20 protein-coding genes are annotated in these 16236 nt (G+C 43.7%); 3 read left to right on the plus strand and 17 right to left on the minus strand.

Annotation, left to right across the window (positions count from 1 at the left end):
* Positions 1–40 precede the first annotated feature (40 nt).
* The 9 genes from R7M72_RS07590 to R7M72_RS07630 form a co-directional block, all read right to left on the minus strand.
* On the minus strand, positions 41–904 hold the full coding sequence (locus tag R7M72_RS07590; protein ID WP_053303381.1) for a hypothetical protein: 864 nt from the start codon (positions 902–904) through the stop codon (positions 41–43).
* Positions 901–1833 carry a glycosyltransferase family 2 protein gene (locus R7M72_RS07595; RefSeq protein ID WP_053303382.1) on the minus strand — a complete coding sequence of 311 codons (933 nt, stop codon included), beginning with the start codon at positions 1831–1833 and terminating at the stop codon, positions 901–903. The genes R7M72_RS07590 and R7M72_RS07595 overlap by 4 nt, the downstream gene beginning before the upstream one ends.
* On the minus strand, positions 1833–2942 hold the full coding sequence (locus tag R7M72_RS07600) for a DegT/DnrJ/EryC1/StrS family aminotransferase (protein WP_053303383.1): 1110 nt from the start codon (positions 2940–2942) through the stop codon (positions 1833–1835). Before R7M72_RS07600 ends, R7M72_RS07595 begins: the two co-directional genes overlap by 1 nt.
* Entirely contained in the window at positions 2942–3463 is a 522-nt protein-coding gene (locus tag R7M72_RS07605) for a GNAT family N-acetyltransferase (protein ID WP_053303384.1), read from the minus strand. Before R7M72_RS07605 ends, R7M72_RS07600 begins: the two co-directional genes overlap by 1 nt.
* Positions 3457–3864, minus strand: a complete 408-nt coding sequence (locus tag R7M72_RS07610) for a sugar 3,4-ketoisomerase (RefSeq protein WP_053303385.1) — start codon at positions 3862–3864, stop codon at positions 3457–3459. The genes R7M72_RS07605 and R7M72_RS07610 overlap by 7 nt, the downstream gene beginning before the upstream one ends.
* Positions 3865–4731: a glucose-1-phosphate thymidylyltransferase RfbA gene (rfbA, locus tag R7M72_RS07615; RefSeq protein WP_053303386.1), complete on the minus strand. Its 867-nt coding sequence runs from the start codon at positions 4729–4731 to the stop codon at positions 3865–3867. It abuts the gene before it with no gap.
* Positions 4731–5795, minus strand: coding sequence for a dTDP-glucose 4,6-dehydratase (gene rfbB, locus R7M72_RS07620; RefSeq protein ID WP_053303387.1), 1065 nt, complete (start codon positions 5793–5795; stop codon positions 4731–4733). Before rfbB ends, rfbA begins: the two co-directional genes overlap by 1 nt.
* 144 nt (positions 5796–5939) lie before the next feature.
* Positions 5940–6650, minus strand: a complete 711-nt coding sequence (locus R7M72_RS07625) for a 3-deoxy-D-manno-octulosonic acid kinase (RefSeq protein WP_053303388.1) — start codon at positions 6648–6650, stop codon at positions 5940–5942.
* A gap of 11 nt (positions 6651–6661) precedes the next feature.
* Positions 6662–7069: a diacylglycerol kinase gene (locus R7M72_RS07630; protein WP_005395798.1), complete on the minus strand. Its 408-nt coding sequence runs from the start codon at positions 7067–7069 to the stop codon at positions 6662–6664.
* Between the two features lie 107 nt (positions 7070–7176).
* Between R7M72_RS07630 and R7M72_RS07635 the strand changes: the two genes are divergently transcribed.
* Genes R7M72_RS07635 through R7M72_RS07645 form a run of 3 tightly spaced genes read left to right on the plus strand, consistent with a single transcriptional unit; the run spans position 7177 to position 9820 of the window.
* Positions 7177–8232 carry a glycosyltransferase family 9 protein gene (locus R7M72_RS07635; protein ID WP_053303389.1) on the plus strand — a complete coding sequence of 352 codons (1056 nt, stop codon included), beginning with the start codon at positions 7177–7179 and terminating at the stop codon, positions 8230–8232.
* 35 nt (positions 8233–8267) lie between these two features.
* Positions 8268–9035: a glycosyltransferase family 2 protein gene (locus R7M72_RS07640; protein WP_053303441.1), complete on the plus strand. Its 768-nt coding sequence runs from the start codon at positions 8268–8270 to the stop codon at positions 9033–9035.
* Positions 9032–9820, plus strand: coding sequence for a glycosyltransferase family 2 protein (locus R7M72_RS07645; RefSeq protein WP_053303390.1), 789 nt, complete (start codon positions 9032–9034; stop codon positions 9818–9820). Before R7M72_RS07640 ends, R7M72_RS07645 begins: the two co-directional genes overlap by 4 nt.
* Before the next feature lie 31 nt (positions 9821–9851).
* Here R7M72_RS07645 and R7M72_RS07650 read toward each other — a convergent pair whose 3' ends face one another.
* The 8 genes from R7M72_RS07650 to R7M72_RS07685 form a co-directional block, all read right to left on the minus strand.
* Positions 9852–10787 (minus strand): glycosyl transferase family 90, encoded by a 936-nt coding sequence (locus R7M72_RS07650; protein WP_053303391.1) that lies wholly within the window; start codon positions 10785–10787, stop codon positions 9852–9854.
* Positions 10774–11256: a pantetheine-phosphate adenylyltransferase gene (gene coaD, locus R7M72_RS07655; protein WP_053303392.1), complete on the minus strand. Its 483-nt coding sequence runs from the start codon at positions 11254–11256 to the stop codon at positions 10774–10776. Before coaD ends, R7M72_RS07650 begins: the two co-directional genes overlap by 14 nt.
* Before the next feature lie 86 nt (positions 11257–11342).
* Entirely contained in the window at positions 11343–12152 is an 810-nt protein-coding gene (gene mutM / locus R7M72_RS07660) for a bifunctional DNA-formamidopyrimidine glycosylase/DNA-(apurinic or apyrimidinic site) lyase (protein ID WP_053303393.1), read from the minus strand.
* A gap of 102 nt (positions 12153–12254) precedes the next feature.
* Positions 12255–12731, minus strand: a complete 477-nt coding sequence (locus R7M72_RS07665) for a hypothetical protein (RefSeq protein WP_025998646.1) — start codon at positions 12729–12731, stop codon at positions 12255–12257.
* Positions 12732–13006: 275 nt separating this feature from the next.
* The gene (gene rpmG, locus R7M72_RS07670; RefSeq protein WP_004410866.1) at positions 13007–13177 is read right to left on the minus strand and encodes a 50S ribosomal protein L33; all 171 of its coding nucleotides are present in this window, start codon (positions 13175–13177) and stop codon (positions 13007–13009) included.
* Positions 13178–13190: 13 nt separating this feature from the next.
* Positions 13191–13427 carry a 50S ribosomal protein L28 gene (gene rpmB, locus R7M72_RS07675; protein WP_005384783.1) on the minus strand — a complete coding sequence of 79 codons (237 nt, stop codon included), beginning with the start codon at positions 13425–13427 and terminating at the stop codon, positions 13191–13193.
* 302 nt (positions 13428–13729) lie between these two features.
* Entirely contained in the window at positions 13730–14404 is a 675-nt protein-coding gene (gene radC, locus R7M72_RS07680) for a RadC family protein (RefSeq protein WP_017820707.1), read from the minus strand.
* Positions 14405–14518: 114 nt separating this feature from the next.
* Complete coding sequence (locus R7M72_RS07685) at positions 14519–16192, minus strand: methyl-accepting chemotaxis protein (protein WP_017820706.1); 1674 nt, start codon at positions 16190–16192, stop codon at positions 14519–14521.
* Positions 16193–16236: the final 44 nt, after the last annotated feature.

The raw sequence follows: 16236 nt of genomic DNA on the forward strand, positions 1-16236 counted from the left end.
AAATAGACATTACAATTGTAGCGTCTATTTACCTGTCATTTCATCGTCTAGGATAAGCATCGATCATAGAGAAACTAGACCTATTCACGATTTTTACCCCTTTGAGCTCAGCCCATTTATTTAACAATTGATGTGCATAAAACGTCAAGAAAGTTAATCGCATCAAGTCCGTCATATTAAAAGGTTTGACCTTTTGAGGATTTTCTAGGAGCGGCAACTTCTCTTCTTTTCCATAGAAATGCTTGTAGACCATATAAAGCCGGTTGCTCTCTTGATCAACATGGACATCATTATGGAAGCTCATATCCGCTCCAAATATTTCCACTGAATCATATTCACATAGAATTGCTACATACACAGCAAAGATAAGCACATTGACAGCTGGAGGTGCGACGATACCAGAAGATAGTGCCATTGGGCCATATTTAATATTAGTTACATTACTAGGAATTGCTCGCAGCACTTTTATCGCTATGTTGCTGTTTTTGATATTGCCTTGAATGAACTCTCTGTCAGCAAAGTCAGGAATAATCAATTGCATTTCCCAAGACACAAGTTCATTTAGATCTTTAAACAATTTATCTCTTTTTTCCACCAGAGAGCTATGGGTGGTTTCATCCCAGAAATAGCTATCAATTAAAATATATTTATTAGGTTTCAACGCCGTAAAATGCTCAGACTCTGAGAAATGATTAACAGCAATCACATCACTATCTGTACCAATACTATTAATATCTGACTTTAAGGATGGTCCATTACCTAAAACCGTACATTTCTCATGTGTACGATAAAAGTCTTTAGGTGAATCAGTGCTTTTATCGCTTCGCTTTTTGAATGAACGGAAAGTTGAAGAAAAATGCCTCTTCATACTTATCGATTGCTTTATATTTTTAATTTTATTCATCTTAACCTACGCAAAACTTTTAAAACCGTTCGATAATCCAGCGTTTTAACAAAATAACAAATCGCTTCGCTGTACAAAGCAGACTTTGATTGTGAAAGTGATGCCATAAACTCAGCGGTACACATACGCTTTTTAATCGCACTCACAACTTTAGTGGCGTTTTTACTCTCTGCATCTCGCAAGTTCATTTTGAGATCTTGCAGTTCACGCTGAGCATTAATTACTGTGTTGTCATACCTTTCTTCACGTGTTTCTTTTGCGAACGTTGATATGCCACCCAATCGATATTGGATCCATTTTTTGTTTTCATGATGAATACCATTTAACAAAAAGGCTCGAAGGACATTGATGCGATCTTCATTGATGATGTCTTTGTTGTAAGGAGCAAACTCGTTCAGTACATCAGAGGTAAAAGCGGCGCAACAACCATCTACTGCACACTTTCTATTAATAATATTTTCGAGTGTGTACGGCTTTGTATTTTGCTTAATCGATTCAAATGACTCAATAACATCGCCTTGCTCAGAAATTTTGTCGTAACCACCAATAATTAAGCTTGGTTTGCCATTTTTCAACCAGGCTTCATAAGTTTCCTCAACTCGGCTCGGCATCGCTATATCATCGCCAGCTTGTACAATAATAAGCTTATTTTGGTATTGCCCCCGCAAAGAGTTGATTTGGCTAACTAAACCAACATTTTGCTTATTGTGGCGATATTCAATATTTAATCCTTTAGGCGCAAACTCTAAAAGCGATAGAATTATTTTATGACTATCATCAGGTGAACAGTCATCCAAGATCAATAATTGGCTTGGCCACACGGTCTGGTTCAATGCCGCTGGCAATGTTTTCTCAAGATAACGAGATTGTTTATAACAAAAGAAGACATAAACCACGTCTTCTAATACTTGCACATGCTCTTGTGTCATTACTCAACCTTAAAAGAGTTGATTGCATCGACTACTTTTTGACTCTCATCTTCACTCAAGTAGGACGACATTGGCAATGACAGCACCTCATTTTGTAACTGCTCAGTCAACGCTAATGACAGATGACCAAACTCTTTATAAGCCTGCTGTTTATGCGGCGCTATCGGGTAATGTACTTGTGTTTGAATACCATGCTCTGATAAATGCTTAACCAATGCATCTCGGTGTGAAGTTCGCACCACAAACAAATGCCATACATGTGCCTCAGGCTCTGTCACTTCCGGCAAGATAATATTCGGGTTGTTGATTTCGCGTAAGTAAAATGCCGCCAACTCCTGACGCGCTTTCGTCTGCGCTGGAAGGTAGTTCAGTTTCACTGACAACATCGCCGACTGAATTTCATCCAAACGACTGTTCAATCCTTGATAAAGATTCTGGTATTTAACATGTGAACCGTAGTTTCGAAGGGCACGCAAGGTTTCGGCAAGCTCTTCATCGTTGGTCGTAATCGCGCCACCATCACCCAATGCACCTAGGTTTTTACCCGGATAGAAGCTAAAGCCTGAGGCGTCACCCCATGCTCCAGACTTCTTACCATCAAGTGTCGCACCATGAGACTGGGCGCTGTCTTCCAACACGAGAAGATTGTGTTTTGTTGCCAACGCCATAATCGCTGGCATATCGGCCAACTGGCCGTACAGGTGCACCGGCAAAATGACTTTCGTCTTTTCTGTAATCGCCGCTTCAATCGCTTCAGGACTGATATTGTGCGTCTGCTCATCCGGCTCCACAAACACCGGAACCAAGTCCGCTTCGGTGACGGCCAGTACCGACGCGATATAGGTGTTACCCGGTACGATAACTTCATCACCCTTGTTTATTTTGCCTAGTTCTCGCCAAGCCTTTAGCGTCAGTGTTAAAGCATCTAAGCCATTCGCAACGCCTACACAGTGTTTAACACCACAGTAGTCAGCAAATGCTTGTTCAAACTGTTCCGTTTCCTTGCCAAGGATATACCAGCCAGATTCAATCACGCGTGCACAGGCTTGTTTCAATTCGTCTTCGTACTCGGCATTTAAGCGCTTTAGCTCTAAAAAATTAACGTTCATTATCTACCTAGGATTTTTTCACACTTCAATTTCATTGGCTCAATATCTGACGGGTATATTTCATAAAGATAATCCAAGTCTGTATCGCCAACGAGTCGAGCACCGAACTTTTCATGGAATTTATTTACCGCATGGTTATCTTTGCGAACATCGAAGTGGCATTTTTCAAAACCCAACACATCAAAGCCAAACTGATAAACTAAAAGAGCACTTTCGAGGGCAGCGTAACGTGTTTTTTCATGATTCAGGATCCAACTTCCCCAACAAAAAGAGACACCTTTAAAGTCGTAAAGTCTAACTGTTCCGCATTTGGTTCCATCTAGCCTCTCTATAATGAAGTAAAACTGCTTCTTTTGTTGCTCGTCCTCTTTATACGCTCTTATCCATAATCTTTGTGCTTCAACACTCGTATCGCATTTAGACAAGTGTGTATTGTATTTTTCATCACCTCGAAGCCGAGTTATAAACTCTGCATCATCTTCTTGAACAAGGCGAAGTTGTATTGTCTTACTTTTCAACATGTTTTTTTTACCACATTCAAAAATTCAGCATAATCGCGTATGTAATCGGCTTCATTATACAATTCACTAGCGACAACCATTAGTACACAATCTTCAGAAAAGTCGTGCATCTCACGCCATTTTAAGCCTTTGATATGCAGTCCTACATCAGGAGAGGAAAGCGTCACTGTCTCTTTCGTGGTACCATCATCAATGACGAAAGTCACGCTACCTTTCATGCAGATAGCGACTTGCTCTAAGTCGTAATGTGCATGAAAGCCCCTCGCTAAACCGCTTTGTGTATCAAAGATGTAGTAAATACGTTTGATATCAAACGGAATGTTTTTATGTTGCTCTAACGAGATTAATGAGCCTCGCTCATCACCCATTTTCTGAAAATATATTAGCGGTATATTCGACATTTATTCTTCCAATAACTCTAGAAGATAGCGGCCATAATCGTTTTTAGATAAGGCTTTTCCTGCAGCTTGAATGTGCTCTCGCGTTAACCACCCTCGACGATACGCAATCTCTTCTAAGCAAGCCACTTTGTAACCTTGTCGTTTCTCGATCGTTTCAACAAAATGCGCAGCTTCAAGCAAGCTGCCGTGTGTTCCCGTGTCTAACCACGCAAAGCCGCGCCCTAGTACGTCAACCGTCAACCTCCCTTGCTCTAAGTAAGCTTGGTTAATACTTGTAATTTCTAACTCGCCACGATGAGACGGTTGAATAGTTTTGGCAATGTCCACGACGTGGTTATCGTAGAAATACAGCCCGGTCACAGCGTAATTGGATTTTGGCTTGACTGGCTTCTCTTCAATCGATAACGCTCTCATATCTTCGTCAAATTCCACCACACCAAAGCGCTCAGGATCTTTCACTTTATAGCCAAAGACCGTCGCACCTTCCGTCAAAGCAGCAGCTTGCTGCAACTTCGGAGTGAACCCTTGTCCATAAAAGATGTTGTCACCCAGCACTAAACATACTGAATCATCGCCAATGAATTCTTCGCCAATGATGAACGCTTGAGCTAAGCCGTCTGGGCTTGGTTGAATCGCGTATTGCAACTCAATGCCAAACTCTGAGCCATCACCCAATAGGCGCTGAAATCCTTCCTGGTCTTCTGGCGTGGTGATGATCAAGATTTCACGAATACCAGCTAGCATGAGTACCGACAACGGGTAGTAAATCATTGGTTTGTCATAAACCGGCAGTAACTGCTTAGAGACACCGCGTGTAATAGGGTAAAGGCGAGTGCCCGAGCCACCTGCTAAAATAATGCCTTTCATTATTCGCCCGCTCCTAATCGCTCTAAACTGTATGAACCATCAAGCACGCGTTGCCACCATTGCGGATTATTGAGGTACCATTCCACGGTTTTGCGAATACCGCTTTCAAACGTTTCTTCTGGCGTCCAGCCAAGCTCTTGAGCAATCTTGGTGGCATCAATTGCGTAACGCACATCATGACCTGGGCGATCTTTCACATACGTGATCAAAGATTCATAAGACTCAACACCTGCAGGTTTGTTTGGTTGCAGCTCTTCAAGCAAAGCACAAATGGTTTTCACCACTTCGATGTTGGCTTTTTCGTTATGGCCACCAATGTTGTAGGTTTCACCGACTTCACCTTCGTTGACCACTTTGTACAGCGCGCGAGCATGGTCTTCCACAAACAGCCAATCTCGGATCTGCATACCATCACCATACACAGGCAACGGCTTGCCATCGAGGGCATTTAAAATCATCAGAGGGATCAACTTCTCTGGGAAGTGGTACGGGCCATAGTTGTTGGAGCAATTAGTGATAAGTGTTGGTAAGCCATAAGTACGTTGCCAAGCGCGAACCAGGTGATCGCTCGAAGCTTTAGATGCAGAATATGGGCTGCTCGGCGCGTATGAAGTGGTTTCGGTGAACAAATCATCCGTTCCCTCTAAATCACCATACACTTCATCCGTAGAAATATGATGAAAACGGAATGCCGATTGGCGCGCTTCATCTAAGCCCGACCAATATTGACGAGCCGCTTCAAGCAAATGGTAAGTGCCCATCACGTTGGTCTCAATAAAAGCAGCAGGACCATCAATAGAGCGATCGACATGAGACTCAGCCGCCAAATGCATCACCTTATCGGGTTGATGCTCTGAAAACACGCGATCTAGTTCAGCTCGGTCACAGATATCCACTTGCTCGAAGTAGTAACGTTCACTCTCTGAGACATCAACCAGTGATTCTAGATTCCCTGCGTAGGTCAGTTTATCTAAATTGATGACGGTATCTTGGGTGTCACGAATGATATGTCGGACAACAGCTGACCCAATAAAGCCTGCTCCACCGGTTACTAATATTTTCATTACAAATGTTACCTACGTTAATTTTTGTGCCATCAGATACACATGAATACTTCATGATTATTGTAGTTTATAGACTCACTCGAGCATCGTTAGACTCAAGAAGGCTTACTTAGAGCAATCAACATAAAATGATAAAAAACTCAATTAAGATTGAGAAGCATAACCGTCCTGAAAATGTTCAAAATCGGATTCTTGCCAAATAATCTGTCGCTTTAAACGCTCTTTATTAAATGAACGCAGAAGTCTATTTAGATTTTGATGCTTCCAGTCACCAGAAGTTTCAAAACGACACTTATCAAAATCGATAATCCATACCTTATCTTTGTCGTCGATCAAGATATTGTGGATATTCAAATCAGTATGGTTAACGCCAACCTGATGCATCTTGGCAATTTCTTGCCCTATTTTCTGATACATTTCTACCGATAAAGACTGTTCTTGCAAGATACTAACCAGATCTCTGGCGTTTGGGATTCGCTCACTTAATAAATCAGCTTGATAGAAGAGTCCTGACTTTACGGCTCTTGCTGCAATAGGACGAGGAACGTGCACCCCAGCCTCAATTAGCGCCAACAAAAGCTGAAACTCTTGCGCACAACGGGTGTTATCCCAGCCAGAGAACCAATAATGATCGTTAACTAACTTCCCAAACAAACCGCCACGACGGTAATGACGTAGTGCCGCTTGCATGTTCTCTAGTTGGATAAACCATGTCGTGCCTCGCCCCGTCGCACTGCCAACCACCTTGTCGGAGGACTGCCAGTATTCCTCATCAAATATCGGTTGGCTAGGGTCTGTAATGATCTCGTCATCAAACCAGATCACTTGGTTGTTGTTTTTATACTGTCGAGTCATACGCTCACCCTCTAGCCTAAATACCGGCTGGCTAATATATACAACCAAGTAAATGCGGCAAACGCCAAAGCAACCATAACGGCAGCAGAGCCTATATCTTTAGCTCGACCACTGAGTTCATGCCGTTCAATACCGATACGATCCACTACCGCCTCAATCGCTGAGTTTACAAGCTCTACAATCAAAACTAATACCACGACCCCGATCATTAAGATACGCTCAACCATGCCGACATCCACTAGCCAAGCCAAAATCACAGCAATACTCAACAGAGCCAACTCTTGTCGAATGGCAGCTTCATGCTTAAAAGCCGCTTTTAATCCTTGGATCGAATAACCCGTCGCTTTAACGATGCGCTTTAGCCCGGTGTTACCCGGCTTGCCAGATTCTTGCGATTGATGTGGTGTTGTCTTTGACATTGCAGAACACTTATCAGTACTTAGCTATATTCGAGCCGTGTATTTTACATTTATTGGGGATGTCTGCATAATTTACCTGCCTCTATTCATCGAATCAGACAATAATTATGTTCACTTCTGCCCCATCGTCACTATGCGTCTTGCGTTTGTCCGCTATCGGAGACGTTTGCAATACTATCGCCACAATTCAAGCTATTCAGAAACACTGGCCTTCGACCCAGATTACTTGGATAACGGGTAAACTTGAAGCCCAGTTATTAGCCGCCATCGATGGTGTAGAAGTGATTGTTTTTGATAAAAAAGCGGGACTTGATGGCTACAAATCACTTTGGCGACAGCTGAAAGGCAGAGAGTTTGATGCGCTATTGCATATGCAGTACGCGATTCGAGCGAGTGTCGCAACGTTGGGCATTAAAGCAAAATACAAACTTGGTTTCTCTTCTGATAGAAGCCAGGACTTTCAAACACTATTTACCAATGTCAAAGTGCCTTCCCCGCAATCTCTGCATGTCGCAGATGGCTTAATGGCCTTTGCCCATCAAATTGGGGTACCAAAGGCAGGACTAGACTGGGTACTTTCTTATTCAGACCACGACCAAGCTTGGGCAGAGTCTCATATTTCTCGTAGTAAACCTAACCTGCTGATTGTGCCTGGTGCGAGCAAAGCTTATAAAAACTGGAACGCGGAAGGTTATGTGGATGTGATTCATCACGCCAGAGCAAAAGGCTGGAACGTGATTCTGGCAGGCAGCCCTGCTCAGGTAGAATTGGACCTGGCAGAGGCCATTCAATCTCGCTTGGAAGAACCGTGTCTAAATTTAGTTGGACAAAGCTCAATTCTGCAAATGCTTGCGTTAATAGATAAGGTTGAAATGGTCATCGCCCCCGATACCGGACCAGCACACATGGCAAATGCCATGAAAACGCCAATCATCGGGCTCTATGCACACCATAACCCGCTGCGAGTGGGACCTTACCGCTACCTAAAATACGTTGTCTCGGTTTATGAAGAAACAATCTTTGCGGAAACAGGCAAAAATAGTCACGAGTTAAGCTGGCGAACTCGCGCTAAAGATGAAACGGCAATGAACCGCATTACCAACACTCAAGTAATGAGCATGTTCGATCAAGTCTTAGAAGATTTGTATCCTCAATACCAGTAAACTTACTGTCTTGATTTGTTAAGAAGGAAATGACCTTGTCCAAACCAACCTTAGCCGTTGCCTTAATTGTAAAAAATGAAGAGAAGCACTTACAAGCTTGTCTAGACACAGTAAAAGATTGGGTCGATGAGATTGTCCTTCTAGACTCGGGCAGCACTGATCGCACTGAAGAAATCGCCCGACAATACACAGATAAGTTTTACACCAACCTAGATTGGCCAGGATTCGGTAAACAGCGCCAACTGGCGCAGCAATACGTTACGGCAGACTACGTTTTGTGGCTTGATGCGGACGAACAAGTCACTCCAGAGCTAAAAGAAAGTATCTTACACGCGGTATCAGCCAATAAGCCGAACGTTTTATACAAACTTAATCGACTAAGCTCAGCGTTTGGTAAGTTCATCTACCATTCTGGTTGGTCTCCAGACTGGATTGTGCGCTTATATCGCACCGAATATACACAATATAATGATTCGCTCGTTCATGAAAAAGTTGATGAGAAAAACTATCAAACTGAAAACCTGGATGGTCGACTGCATCACTACACTTACGAGCACCTTCATCATTACATCAATAAAACCACTGGCTACCTCAAGGCCTGGACGGATGAACGTGAAGGTAAAAAGAAAGCGGGTTTAACGACCGCTATCGTTCACGCTCTTGCTAGCTTTTTGAAGATGTATGTTCTCAAACGAGGCTTCCTTGATGGCAAGCATGGCTTCATTCTAGCTTGGCTAAGCATGCACTCTACTTTTGTAAAATATATCGATCTCTACTTACGTGAACAGGCAAAAAAATCATGAAAACGACTTTAATTATCACCACTTACAACTGGAAAGAAGCATTAAAAGCGGTGTTAGAAAGCGTGAAACGTCAAACCGTTTTGCCTGACGAAGTAATTGTTGCAGATGATGGCTCTCGAGACGATACCAAAGCAATGGTTGACCAAATGCGTGAAGGTTTTCCGGTTCCACTGATTCATAGTTGGCACGAGGATAATGGCTTTCAGCTTTCAATGAGCCGCAACCGTGCGATCGCCAAAGCATCAGGTGACTACCTCATCATGATTGATGGCGACATGGTGCTGTCCCAAACGTTTATTGAATCACATAAGCAAGTCGCAAAACCAAATTGGTTTGTGCAGGGTGGACGTGTGTTAACGGATGAAAGCTGCAGCAAGGCCATCATGGAAAACGACTTAGCGCCTTCCATTTTCAGCAAAGGCATTCGCAATCGTAAAAACTGCATCACCAACGCCTTGCTATCGAAATGGTTCTCTTACGAGCGGAATAACGATAAAGCCACTCGCGGTTGCAACATGGCATTTTGGCGACAAGATGTCATCGAGGTGAATGGCTTCAACCAAGATTTTGTTGGATGGGGACGCGAAGACAGCGAGTTTGTTCATCGCATGTTGAATGCGGGTAAGTCACGTCTTTACCTAAAATTCGCAGGTGTAGGCTACCACTTGTACCACGTAGAAAACTCTCGTGCGTCACTCGGACAAAATGATGAGATTTTAGAGAACACCATTAAAAACAAGCTTAAACGCTGTGAGAATGGTGTTGATCAATTTCTAGAAGCTTAAGATTATAAAAAAGGGGCGTTTCGCCCCTTTTTTATTGTTGCTGAGATAAAGCGAAGTACTTATCGGCAACCATCAATGAGATCAAACGCTCTTTACGTTTATCTTTGAACTGCTCAACCCACTGGTGCGCATTTTCAATGATCGCTAATGCTTCTTGCTCATTCGCTAGGTAATAATCCATCTTTTCGGGTAAATCCGAATAGTCATCCTTCACTTCAACATAGTGGACGCCTGCCTCTAACTTACCTTCCATAAACCAAGTCTCATATTTTGGCTTTGACATAATAACCAAGGAGTTAGACGACATAGCCCACTTAAGGTTGGTGGCCACATCATTGCCTTCTATACAGAGCAAAAACTTATACTGCAGTTGCTCTTCAATACTCATAAAGCCCTTTTCCCATGGTTTCCCTTCTACCGGGCGGGTCTGGCCAATATTGCATTGCGGATGGTTGTAAAACGCATGAATCACCTTTTTACGATGCGGCTGAAAACCCACGCCGCGCCACGCTACCATGTCCTTTTTATCTTGATAGCGAACAGGATCATCAATAAATTTAAAATGACGAACTTGATTAAGTTTCAACACCACTGAATTTTGGTTGTTACCAAAAATAGGGCGGCTTTTTATAAAGCTCGGTACATTGGGGATGTGTGTAACATCGCCGTTGATGTAGTTAAACGCAAAACTGGAAGGGAAATAGCGTACAACTTGGCGAAGATCGAAAAAATACGTCCAGCCTTTCGTTTTTTTGAATGTATCGATGGTCGAGTAACTTTGTTCTCGGCTATCAACTGAAAACGGCGTTTCACACTTATTGTAATAGTTCACCCGCTCAATACAGCGTTGCTGCTCTGCTTCGGTCAGATTCGAAAGTAAACGCTTGGCTTGTGCTCGATATACAAAGCGAGGGATAAGTATCGAGAGAGCGTTTGAGAAATAATAAGGGAACTTACTGTCTTTCATCGAGTTTTTCCCCAATCGCGATGGCTACTGGCTTGGGAACGAATTGTTCGATACTTCCGCCATGAATCGCTACTTCTCTCACGATAGTCGACGATAAAAACGCAAACTCTTCTTCAGGAGTTAAAAATACGCTCTCGATTCCTGGTAATAGCTTTCGGTACATGTTGGTCAGTCCAAACTCGTATTCAAAGTCTACCGTTGTTCGTAAACCACGAATAAGAACCTTAGCTTTCTCATTTCTCGCGAAATCCACTAGTAACCCGGAGAACCCCTTTACCGTCACACCAGGTAAATGCGCTACAACGTCCTGCATCAGTGCAACGCGCTCTTCCAATGAAAACATAGTGTTCTTCGATGGGCTTGCGGCTACGCCAATCACAACCTCATCAAACATTTCGTGAGTACGTTCTATTAGATTGAGGTGACCATTAGTCACTGGATCAAAAGTGCCCGGATAAATGACTTTCATATAATTTACTAAGTTATTCGAAACTGATTGAATTATTGAGGCTCGAACGCAAGATTACAACAACTTAAGCTCGATATTAGCTCGTCTTACTTCTGACACTCACTACAAAAGAAGGTATTACGCTGCCCTATTTTTAGCTCTTGAAGTCGTTCGCCGCATGCTGGGCATGGCTCTCCGGCTTTTCCGTAAACTAATAACTCTTGTGCGAAGTAACCCGGCTTTCCATCGGCTTGCGCAAAGTCTTTCAGCGTAGTCCCACCTTGCGTAATGGCAATCTCAAGTGTCATTTTGATATTTTCAACAAGTACCCCCCACTCTTGAGAAGTAAGCTTACCTGCGGGCCTTGAAGGGTGAATTCGAGATTTAAACAACGACTCATTCGCGTAGATGTTCCCGACACCAACCACGACTTTGTTGTCCATGATGAACTGCTTGACGGCAACACGCTTATTTTTAGCTTTCTCCGCTACATATTCCGCATTGAACTCTTTAGTTAATGGTTCAGGCCCCATGTTTGCTAGTACAGCATGTGACTCGCCAGGAGCACACCATAACCATGCCCCAAAACGACGCGGATCGTTATAACGCAGTATTTTTCCACTGCTTAGTTTGAGATCCACATGATCGTGCTTTGCTGGCGGAAAGTCGGCATCTAGGACACGTAAAGACCCCGACATGCCCAAGTGAACAATGGCTGTACCTGTGTTTGTCTCGATCAGTAAGTATTTCGCACGACGGCTAATCGCACGGATCACCTGCCCTTCCAATTTTTTAAGCTCTGTAGGAATATCCCAGCGCAATTTAGGCGTTCGAAAAGTAAACGACTGGATCGTTTGTCCAACCATGTGGGGGCTAATCCCCATACGACTGACTTCAACTTCTGGCAACTCAGGCATTAGATTCTCCAATTCACCGGCTAATAGTTCTCGCTGCTAGCATAATCGAAAAGAAAAACGATAAATAGGGAAGCTTATTAGGGGTATAGACGCAAAAAGGCTTTACTCTGGCATAAGGTAGTTTTCATCAACGGAGATAGCGACCCATTTGTCTTGCCAGGTTTTAAATAGCCAAAAATCAGGTAAACGAAAGAAAGTCACCCGCTGCGGCTCTTCGAGATCCTGATACCAGACTTCTACCGTTTCAGGTACCGCTAGGTTAGGCTTTAAATGGTCGTACTGTTCTGAGGTAAGCTCGGTCCCTTCCAATGATTGCCAGCGTGATACAAGCTCACTGATCGGTGCATCAACTTTGATGTTGGATTGCCACCGTCCATCATGCAGCTCGAACTCCCAGCCACTATAGTACAAAGACTCCACCGTATAGTCGGAGCGAAGTACATTTGGGTAAGGGTCTGCTTGGTCTGTTAATAGGTAAGTTTTGATCCACATCGGCGCATTTAAGATCACTATAAACGCGATAATGCCCAGAATAAGAATATTGTTCCATCGGCGGCGACGAGCCGGACTCACACGCATAACCATCTCTACTCTCTTATCGTTATGAGTAAATTACCAAAGAGTATTGAGCTTGACTAGAACAACGGTGTGCAAGTGAGTAGGGAGTGGTGACTAAGCGGCAGAGAGCGATCAATCAAAAATTCGAGTATAGAGTCGGACCAGTAAAATAACTTCAGCAGTACTTTATAATCCGATGACGTACTGAACACTTTATCTTCAGCACTTTTATTCAGGTAATAAAAAACCCAACTCGAAAGTTGGGTTTTTCAATTCATCAAAGAGACTGAAACCAATTATTTGATTTTTGCTTCTTTGTACATAACGTGCTGGCGAACTACTGGATCAAACTTTTTGATCTCAAATTTGCCTGGCATGTTACGCTTGTTCTTATCAGTTGTGTAGAAGTGGCCTGTACCTGCAGAAGATACTAGACGGATTTTCTCACGAACGCCTTTCTTTGCCATTGCTTATTTCCTCTTAAACGTTTTCGCCACGTGCACGCATGTCTGCAAGAACAGTATCAATACCTTTCTTGTCGATGATGCGCATACCTTTAGCAGATAGACGTAGTTTAACAAAACGTTTTTCGCTCTCTACCCAGAAACGATGAGTTTGTAGGTTCGGCAGAAAACGACGCTTAGTAGCATTTCGTGCGTGTGAACGGTTGTTACCCGTTACTGGACGCTTACCAGTTACTTGGCATACTCGTGACATGAATGTCTTCTCCAAAATCGTTTCAGCTCGATATCAACCTTGGTGGCCGAACCTCTCTATCTCTCGAAAAGAAGTTAGAGGTTAAGAACCGCTATGGAAAATCCATACAAGGCTATCAAAGGTCGCGCATTATACTAACTTGATATGCATTGCTCAAGACCCGAACAGATCCTTTTTACAGGTTTTCGTGATCTTTTTTTAGACAGCAGATTTTTTTAGCAGTCCAAGCTGAATTCAGTTAAAAATTTAGTGGCGTGGATGATAGCAGATTTTTAGCAACTAACAACCTAAAAAACGCACAGTTATATCCAGCCTCTTTCAGCAAAAGAGACACTTTCCCCATCTCCGATGACGAAATGGTCCAAAATACGAATATCCACCAATGCTAATGCGTCGATGAGACGCCTTGTAATCCTTCTGTCAGCTTGGCTCGGCTCAGCGACGCCTGAAGGATGATTGTGCGCTAGAATCAAAGCCGCCGCGTTATGATGCAGAGCACGCTTGACGACTTCTCTCGGATACACCGACGCTGCATCCAACGTTCCTTCAAATAAAATTTCGTCTTTTATCACTCGGTGCTGGTTATCGAGAAAAAGAATATAAAAAGCCTCTCTTTGCCGATCCCTTAAAATAGAAGACAGATATAACTTAGTTTGGTCGGGGCTGGTTAAGGCATCACCACGCTTTAGCGTCTCCGCCAAGTAACGTTGTGTCATTTCTAGTACCGCTTGCAACTGAACATACTTGGCTTGCCCTAATCCTTTGTGACGACAAAACTCTTCTTCTGATGCTGAAAATAGTTGTCTGAGCGAACCAAAGTCTTGAATAAGGAAGTCTGCAAGCTCAATCACGTTCATTCCGCGGGTGCCTGTGCGCAAGAAGATGGCCAGCAGTTCGGCATCGGTCAAAGCTTGCGGCCCTCGTTGCAGTAGCTTCTCCCTGGGCATGGACTCATTTGGCAAAGCTTTCAGTATCATCTGATGTCTCTTTATATGGAAAGTGTCCCTATTCCACAAAACAAAAAGCGAAAGTCGAGTATGACTTTCGCTTTCTTCGTACCATTAGTGCTTTCCATGCAACTTAACAGTTCATCAGAGTTTAAAGTTGCCAACCAAGCCGTGAATTTCCGTTCCAGACTGTGATAGCTGCGTGCTGATTGACTCGGCATGCTGCAACGTCTCATTAATGTTGTTCACGATCTGTTGAATAGCCACTAAGTTTTGGTTGATGTCTTCTGCAACCGCACTTTGTTCTTCTGCGGCAGACGCGGTTTGAATACCCATATCTCGAATTGTTCCGATAGAATGATGAACACCAGAAAGAGATTGCTGAATGAGCGCAGATTCTTCCGCCGTTTTGACACCTCGTTTTTGGCTCACCGACATCGTACTGACCGCTCTTGATACACCATTTTGTAGCTGCTTGAGCATGTCGCCAATTTCATGAGTACTATTTTGCGTACGACTGGCTAACGAGCGCACTTCATCCGCAACGACGGCAAACCCTCGACCTTGCTCACCGGCTCTAGCCGCTTCAATCGCCGCATTTAGGGCCAACAAATTCGTTTGCTCGGCTATCTCGCCAATCACATCCAGCACTTTGGTTATTTTTTCGGTCTGTAAACTCAACTCAGAAATTGCATCTGACGTGCTGTCTATCTCCGTCACGAGTTCGGTAATGCCTTCTATTGCTTGCTCGACCTCATGCTGAGCGGCGGTGACTTGACTGTTGGCATCGTCAATTGCCTGCGCGGTCGCATTGGTATTGCTGGCTACTTCTTTGGCAGTCATGCTCATTTGCGTCACTGCCGTCACGACTTTGTCCGTCTCTAAACAGTGATCCTGCATTTGACCGCTCGCTTGGCTGGTCTGAGTGTTCAGGCTTTGAGAAACGGTCTGTACTGTCGTCGCAGAGCGATGAATGTCCTGCATCAGTGGGTGCAGCTTATCCATAAACTCATTAAACGCGGCCGCCACTTCACCGACTTCATCCTGACTTTCGACTTTTAAACGAGCCGTTAAGTCACCGCCGCCTGCGGCAACATCTTTTAATGAAGCCGCGACATGTTGTAATGGCTGAATGCCTTTAGACACCACGATACTGGTGAGAACACTGGTAATGATCAATCCAATAACGGAAATCAACACGGCAGATAATGTATGCTCTTTTAGCTCTTGAGTCTTTAACTCTCTGTGCATCGCAACTTGCTGGTCGATGTCATCAATATAAACGCCAGTACCTAAAACCCAGTCCCATTTCGATAGATATTCTGCATAGCCCAACTTAGGCGCTTGTGCGTCAATGGTCGGTTTGTGCCACGAGAAATAGAGGAACCCATCCCCTTTTTGAGAAGCGTCAATCAAGCCCGCAATAACTGCGACCCCATTTTCATCTTTTAAGTCGTAAAGGTTTTTACCCTCTAATGCAGGTTTGATGGCGTGCAACGTATTCACACCTTGAGAGTCGTAGGCAAAAAAGTAGCCATCGCTTTCAAAGCGCATGGCTTTCAAAATTTCTTTTGCTGCCTCTTTATTACTTCCATTTACATCCGCGTCGTATAACGGTTTTATCGCCGTCACGCCCATCATCATGTAGGCTTGTAACTCTTTCTTTTTCGTTTCGATGAGCTCTTGCCTGTCTCTTGCCAGCTCCGCTTCCAAACTTTTACTGCTGTTGATGTAATACACCACTGAGATCAACGTAGTGATCAACAACAGCGGAATTAGGGTTATCAGCAGCAATTTGTTTCGACTTTTCAACACCATGGTTTCCACTACCTCTTTTTCTTTTCAGACTTGCAAACTCCGCG

This window comes from Vibrio sp. YT-18 (genome assembly GCF_033337345.1).
GTDB lineage: Bacteria > Pseudomonadota > Gammaproteobacteria > Enterobacterales > Vibrionaceae > Vibrio > Vibrio alginolyticus.

Bases quoted from the DNA above. Each gene is read 5' to 3' on its own strand.
- R7M72_RS07590 (WP_053303381.1), bottom strand. From the start codon at position 904: ATGAATAAAATTAAAAATATAAAGCAATCGATAAGTATGAAGAGGCAT.
- R7M72_RS07595 (WP_053303382.1), bottom strand. From the start codon at position 1,833: ATGACACAAGAGCATGTGCAAGTATTAGAAGACGTGGTTTATGTCTTC.
- R7M72_RS07600 (WP_053303383.1), bottom strand. From the start codon at position 2,942: ATGAACGTTAATTTTTTAGAGCTAAAGCGCTTAAATGCCGAGTACGAA.
- R7M72_RS07605 (WP_053303384.1), bottom strand. From the start codon at position 3,463: ATGTTGAAAAGTAAGACAATACAACTTCGCCTTGTTCAAGAAGATGAT.
- R7M72_RS07610 (WP_053303385.1), bottom strand. From the start codon at position 3,864: ATGTCGAATATACCGCTAATATATTTTCAGAAAATGGGTGATGAGCGA.
- rfbA (WP_053303386.1), bottom strand. From the start codon at position 4,731: ATGAAAGGCATTATTTTAGCAGGTGGCTCGGGCACTCGCCTTTACCCT.
- rfbB (WP_053303387.1), bottom strand. From the start codon at position 5,795: ATGAAAATATTAGTAACCGGTGGAGCAGGCTTTATTGGGTCAGCTGTT.
- R7M72_RS07625 (WP_053303388.1), bottom strand. From the start codon at position 6,650: ATGACTCGACAGTATAAAAACAACAACCAAGTGATCTGGTTTGATGAC.
- R7M72_RS07630 (WP_005395798.1), bottom strand. From the start codon at position 7,069: ATGTCAAAGACAACACCACATCAATCGCAAGAATCTGGCAAGCCGGGT.
- R7M72_RS07635 (WP_053303389.1), top strand. From the start codon at position 7,177: ATGTTCACTTCTGCCCCATCGTCACTATGCGTCTTGCGTTTGTCCGCT.
- R7M72_RS07645 (WP_053303390.1), top strand. From the start codon at position 9,032: ATGAAAACGACTTTAATTATCACCACTTACAACTGGAAAGAAGCATTA.
- R7M72_RS07650 (WP_053303391.1), bottom strand. From the start codon at position 10,787: ATGAAAGACAGTAAGTTCCCTTATTATTTCTCAAACGCTCTCTCGATA.
- coaD (WP_053303392.1), bottom strand. From the start codon at position 11,256: ATGAAAGTCATTTATCCGGGCACTTTTGATCCAGTGACTAATGGTCAC.
- mutM (WP_053303393.1), bottom strand. From the start codon at position 12,152: ATGCCTGAGTTGCCAGAAGTTGAAGTCAGTCGTATGGGGATTAGCCCC.
- R7M72_RS07665 (WP_025998646.1), bottom strand. From the start codon at position 12,731: ATGCGTGTGAGTCCGGCTCGTCGCCGCCGATGGAACAATATTCTTATT.
- rpmG (WP_004410866.1), bottom strand. From the start codon at position 13,177: ATGGCAAAGAAAGGCGTTCGTGAGAAAATCCGTCTAGTATCTTCTGCA.
- rpmB (WP_005384783.1), bottom strand. From the start codon at position 13,427: ATGTCACGAGTATGCCAAGTAACTGGTAAGCGTCCAGTAACGGGTAAC.
- radC (WP_017820707.1), bottom strand. From the start codon at position 14,404: ATGATACTGAAAGCTTTGCCAAATGAGTCCATGCCCAGGGAGAAGCTA.
- R7M72_RS07685 (WP_017820706.1), bottom strand. From the start codon at position 16,192: ATGGTGTTGAAAAGTCGAAACAAATTGCTGCTGATAACCCTAATTCCG.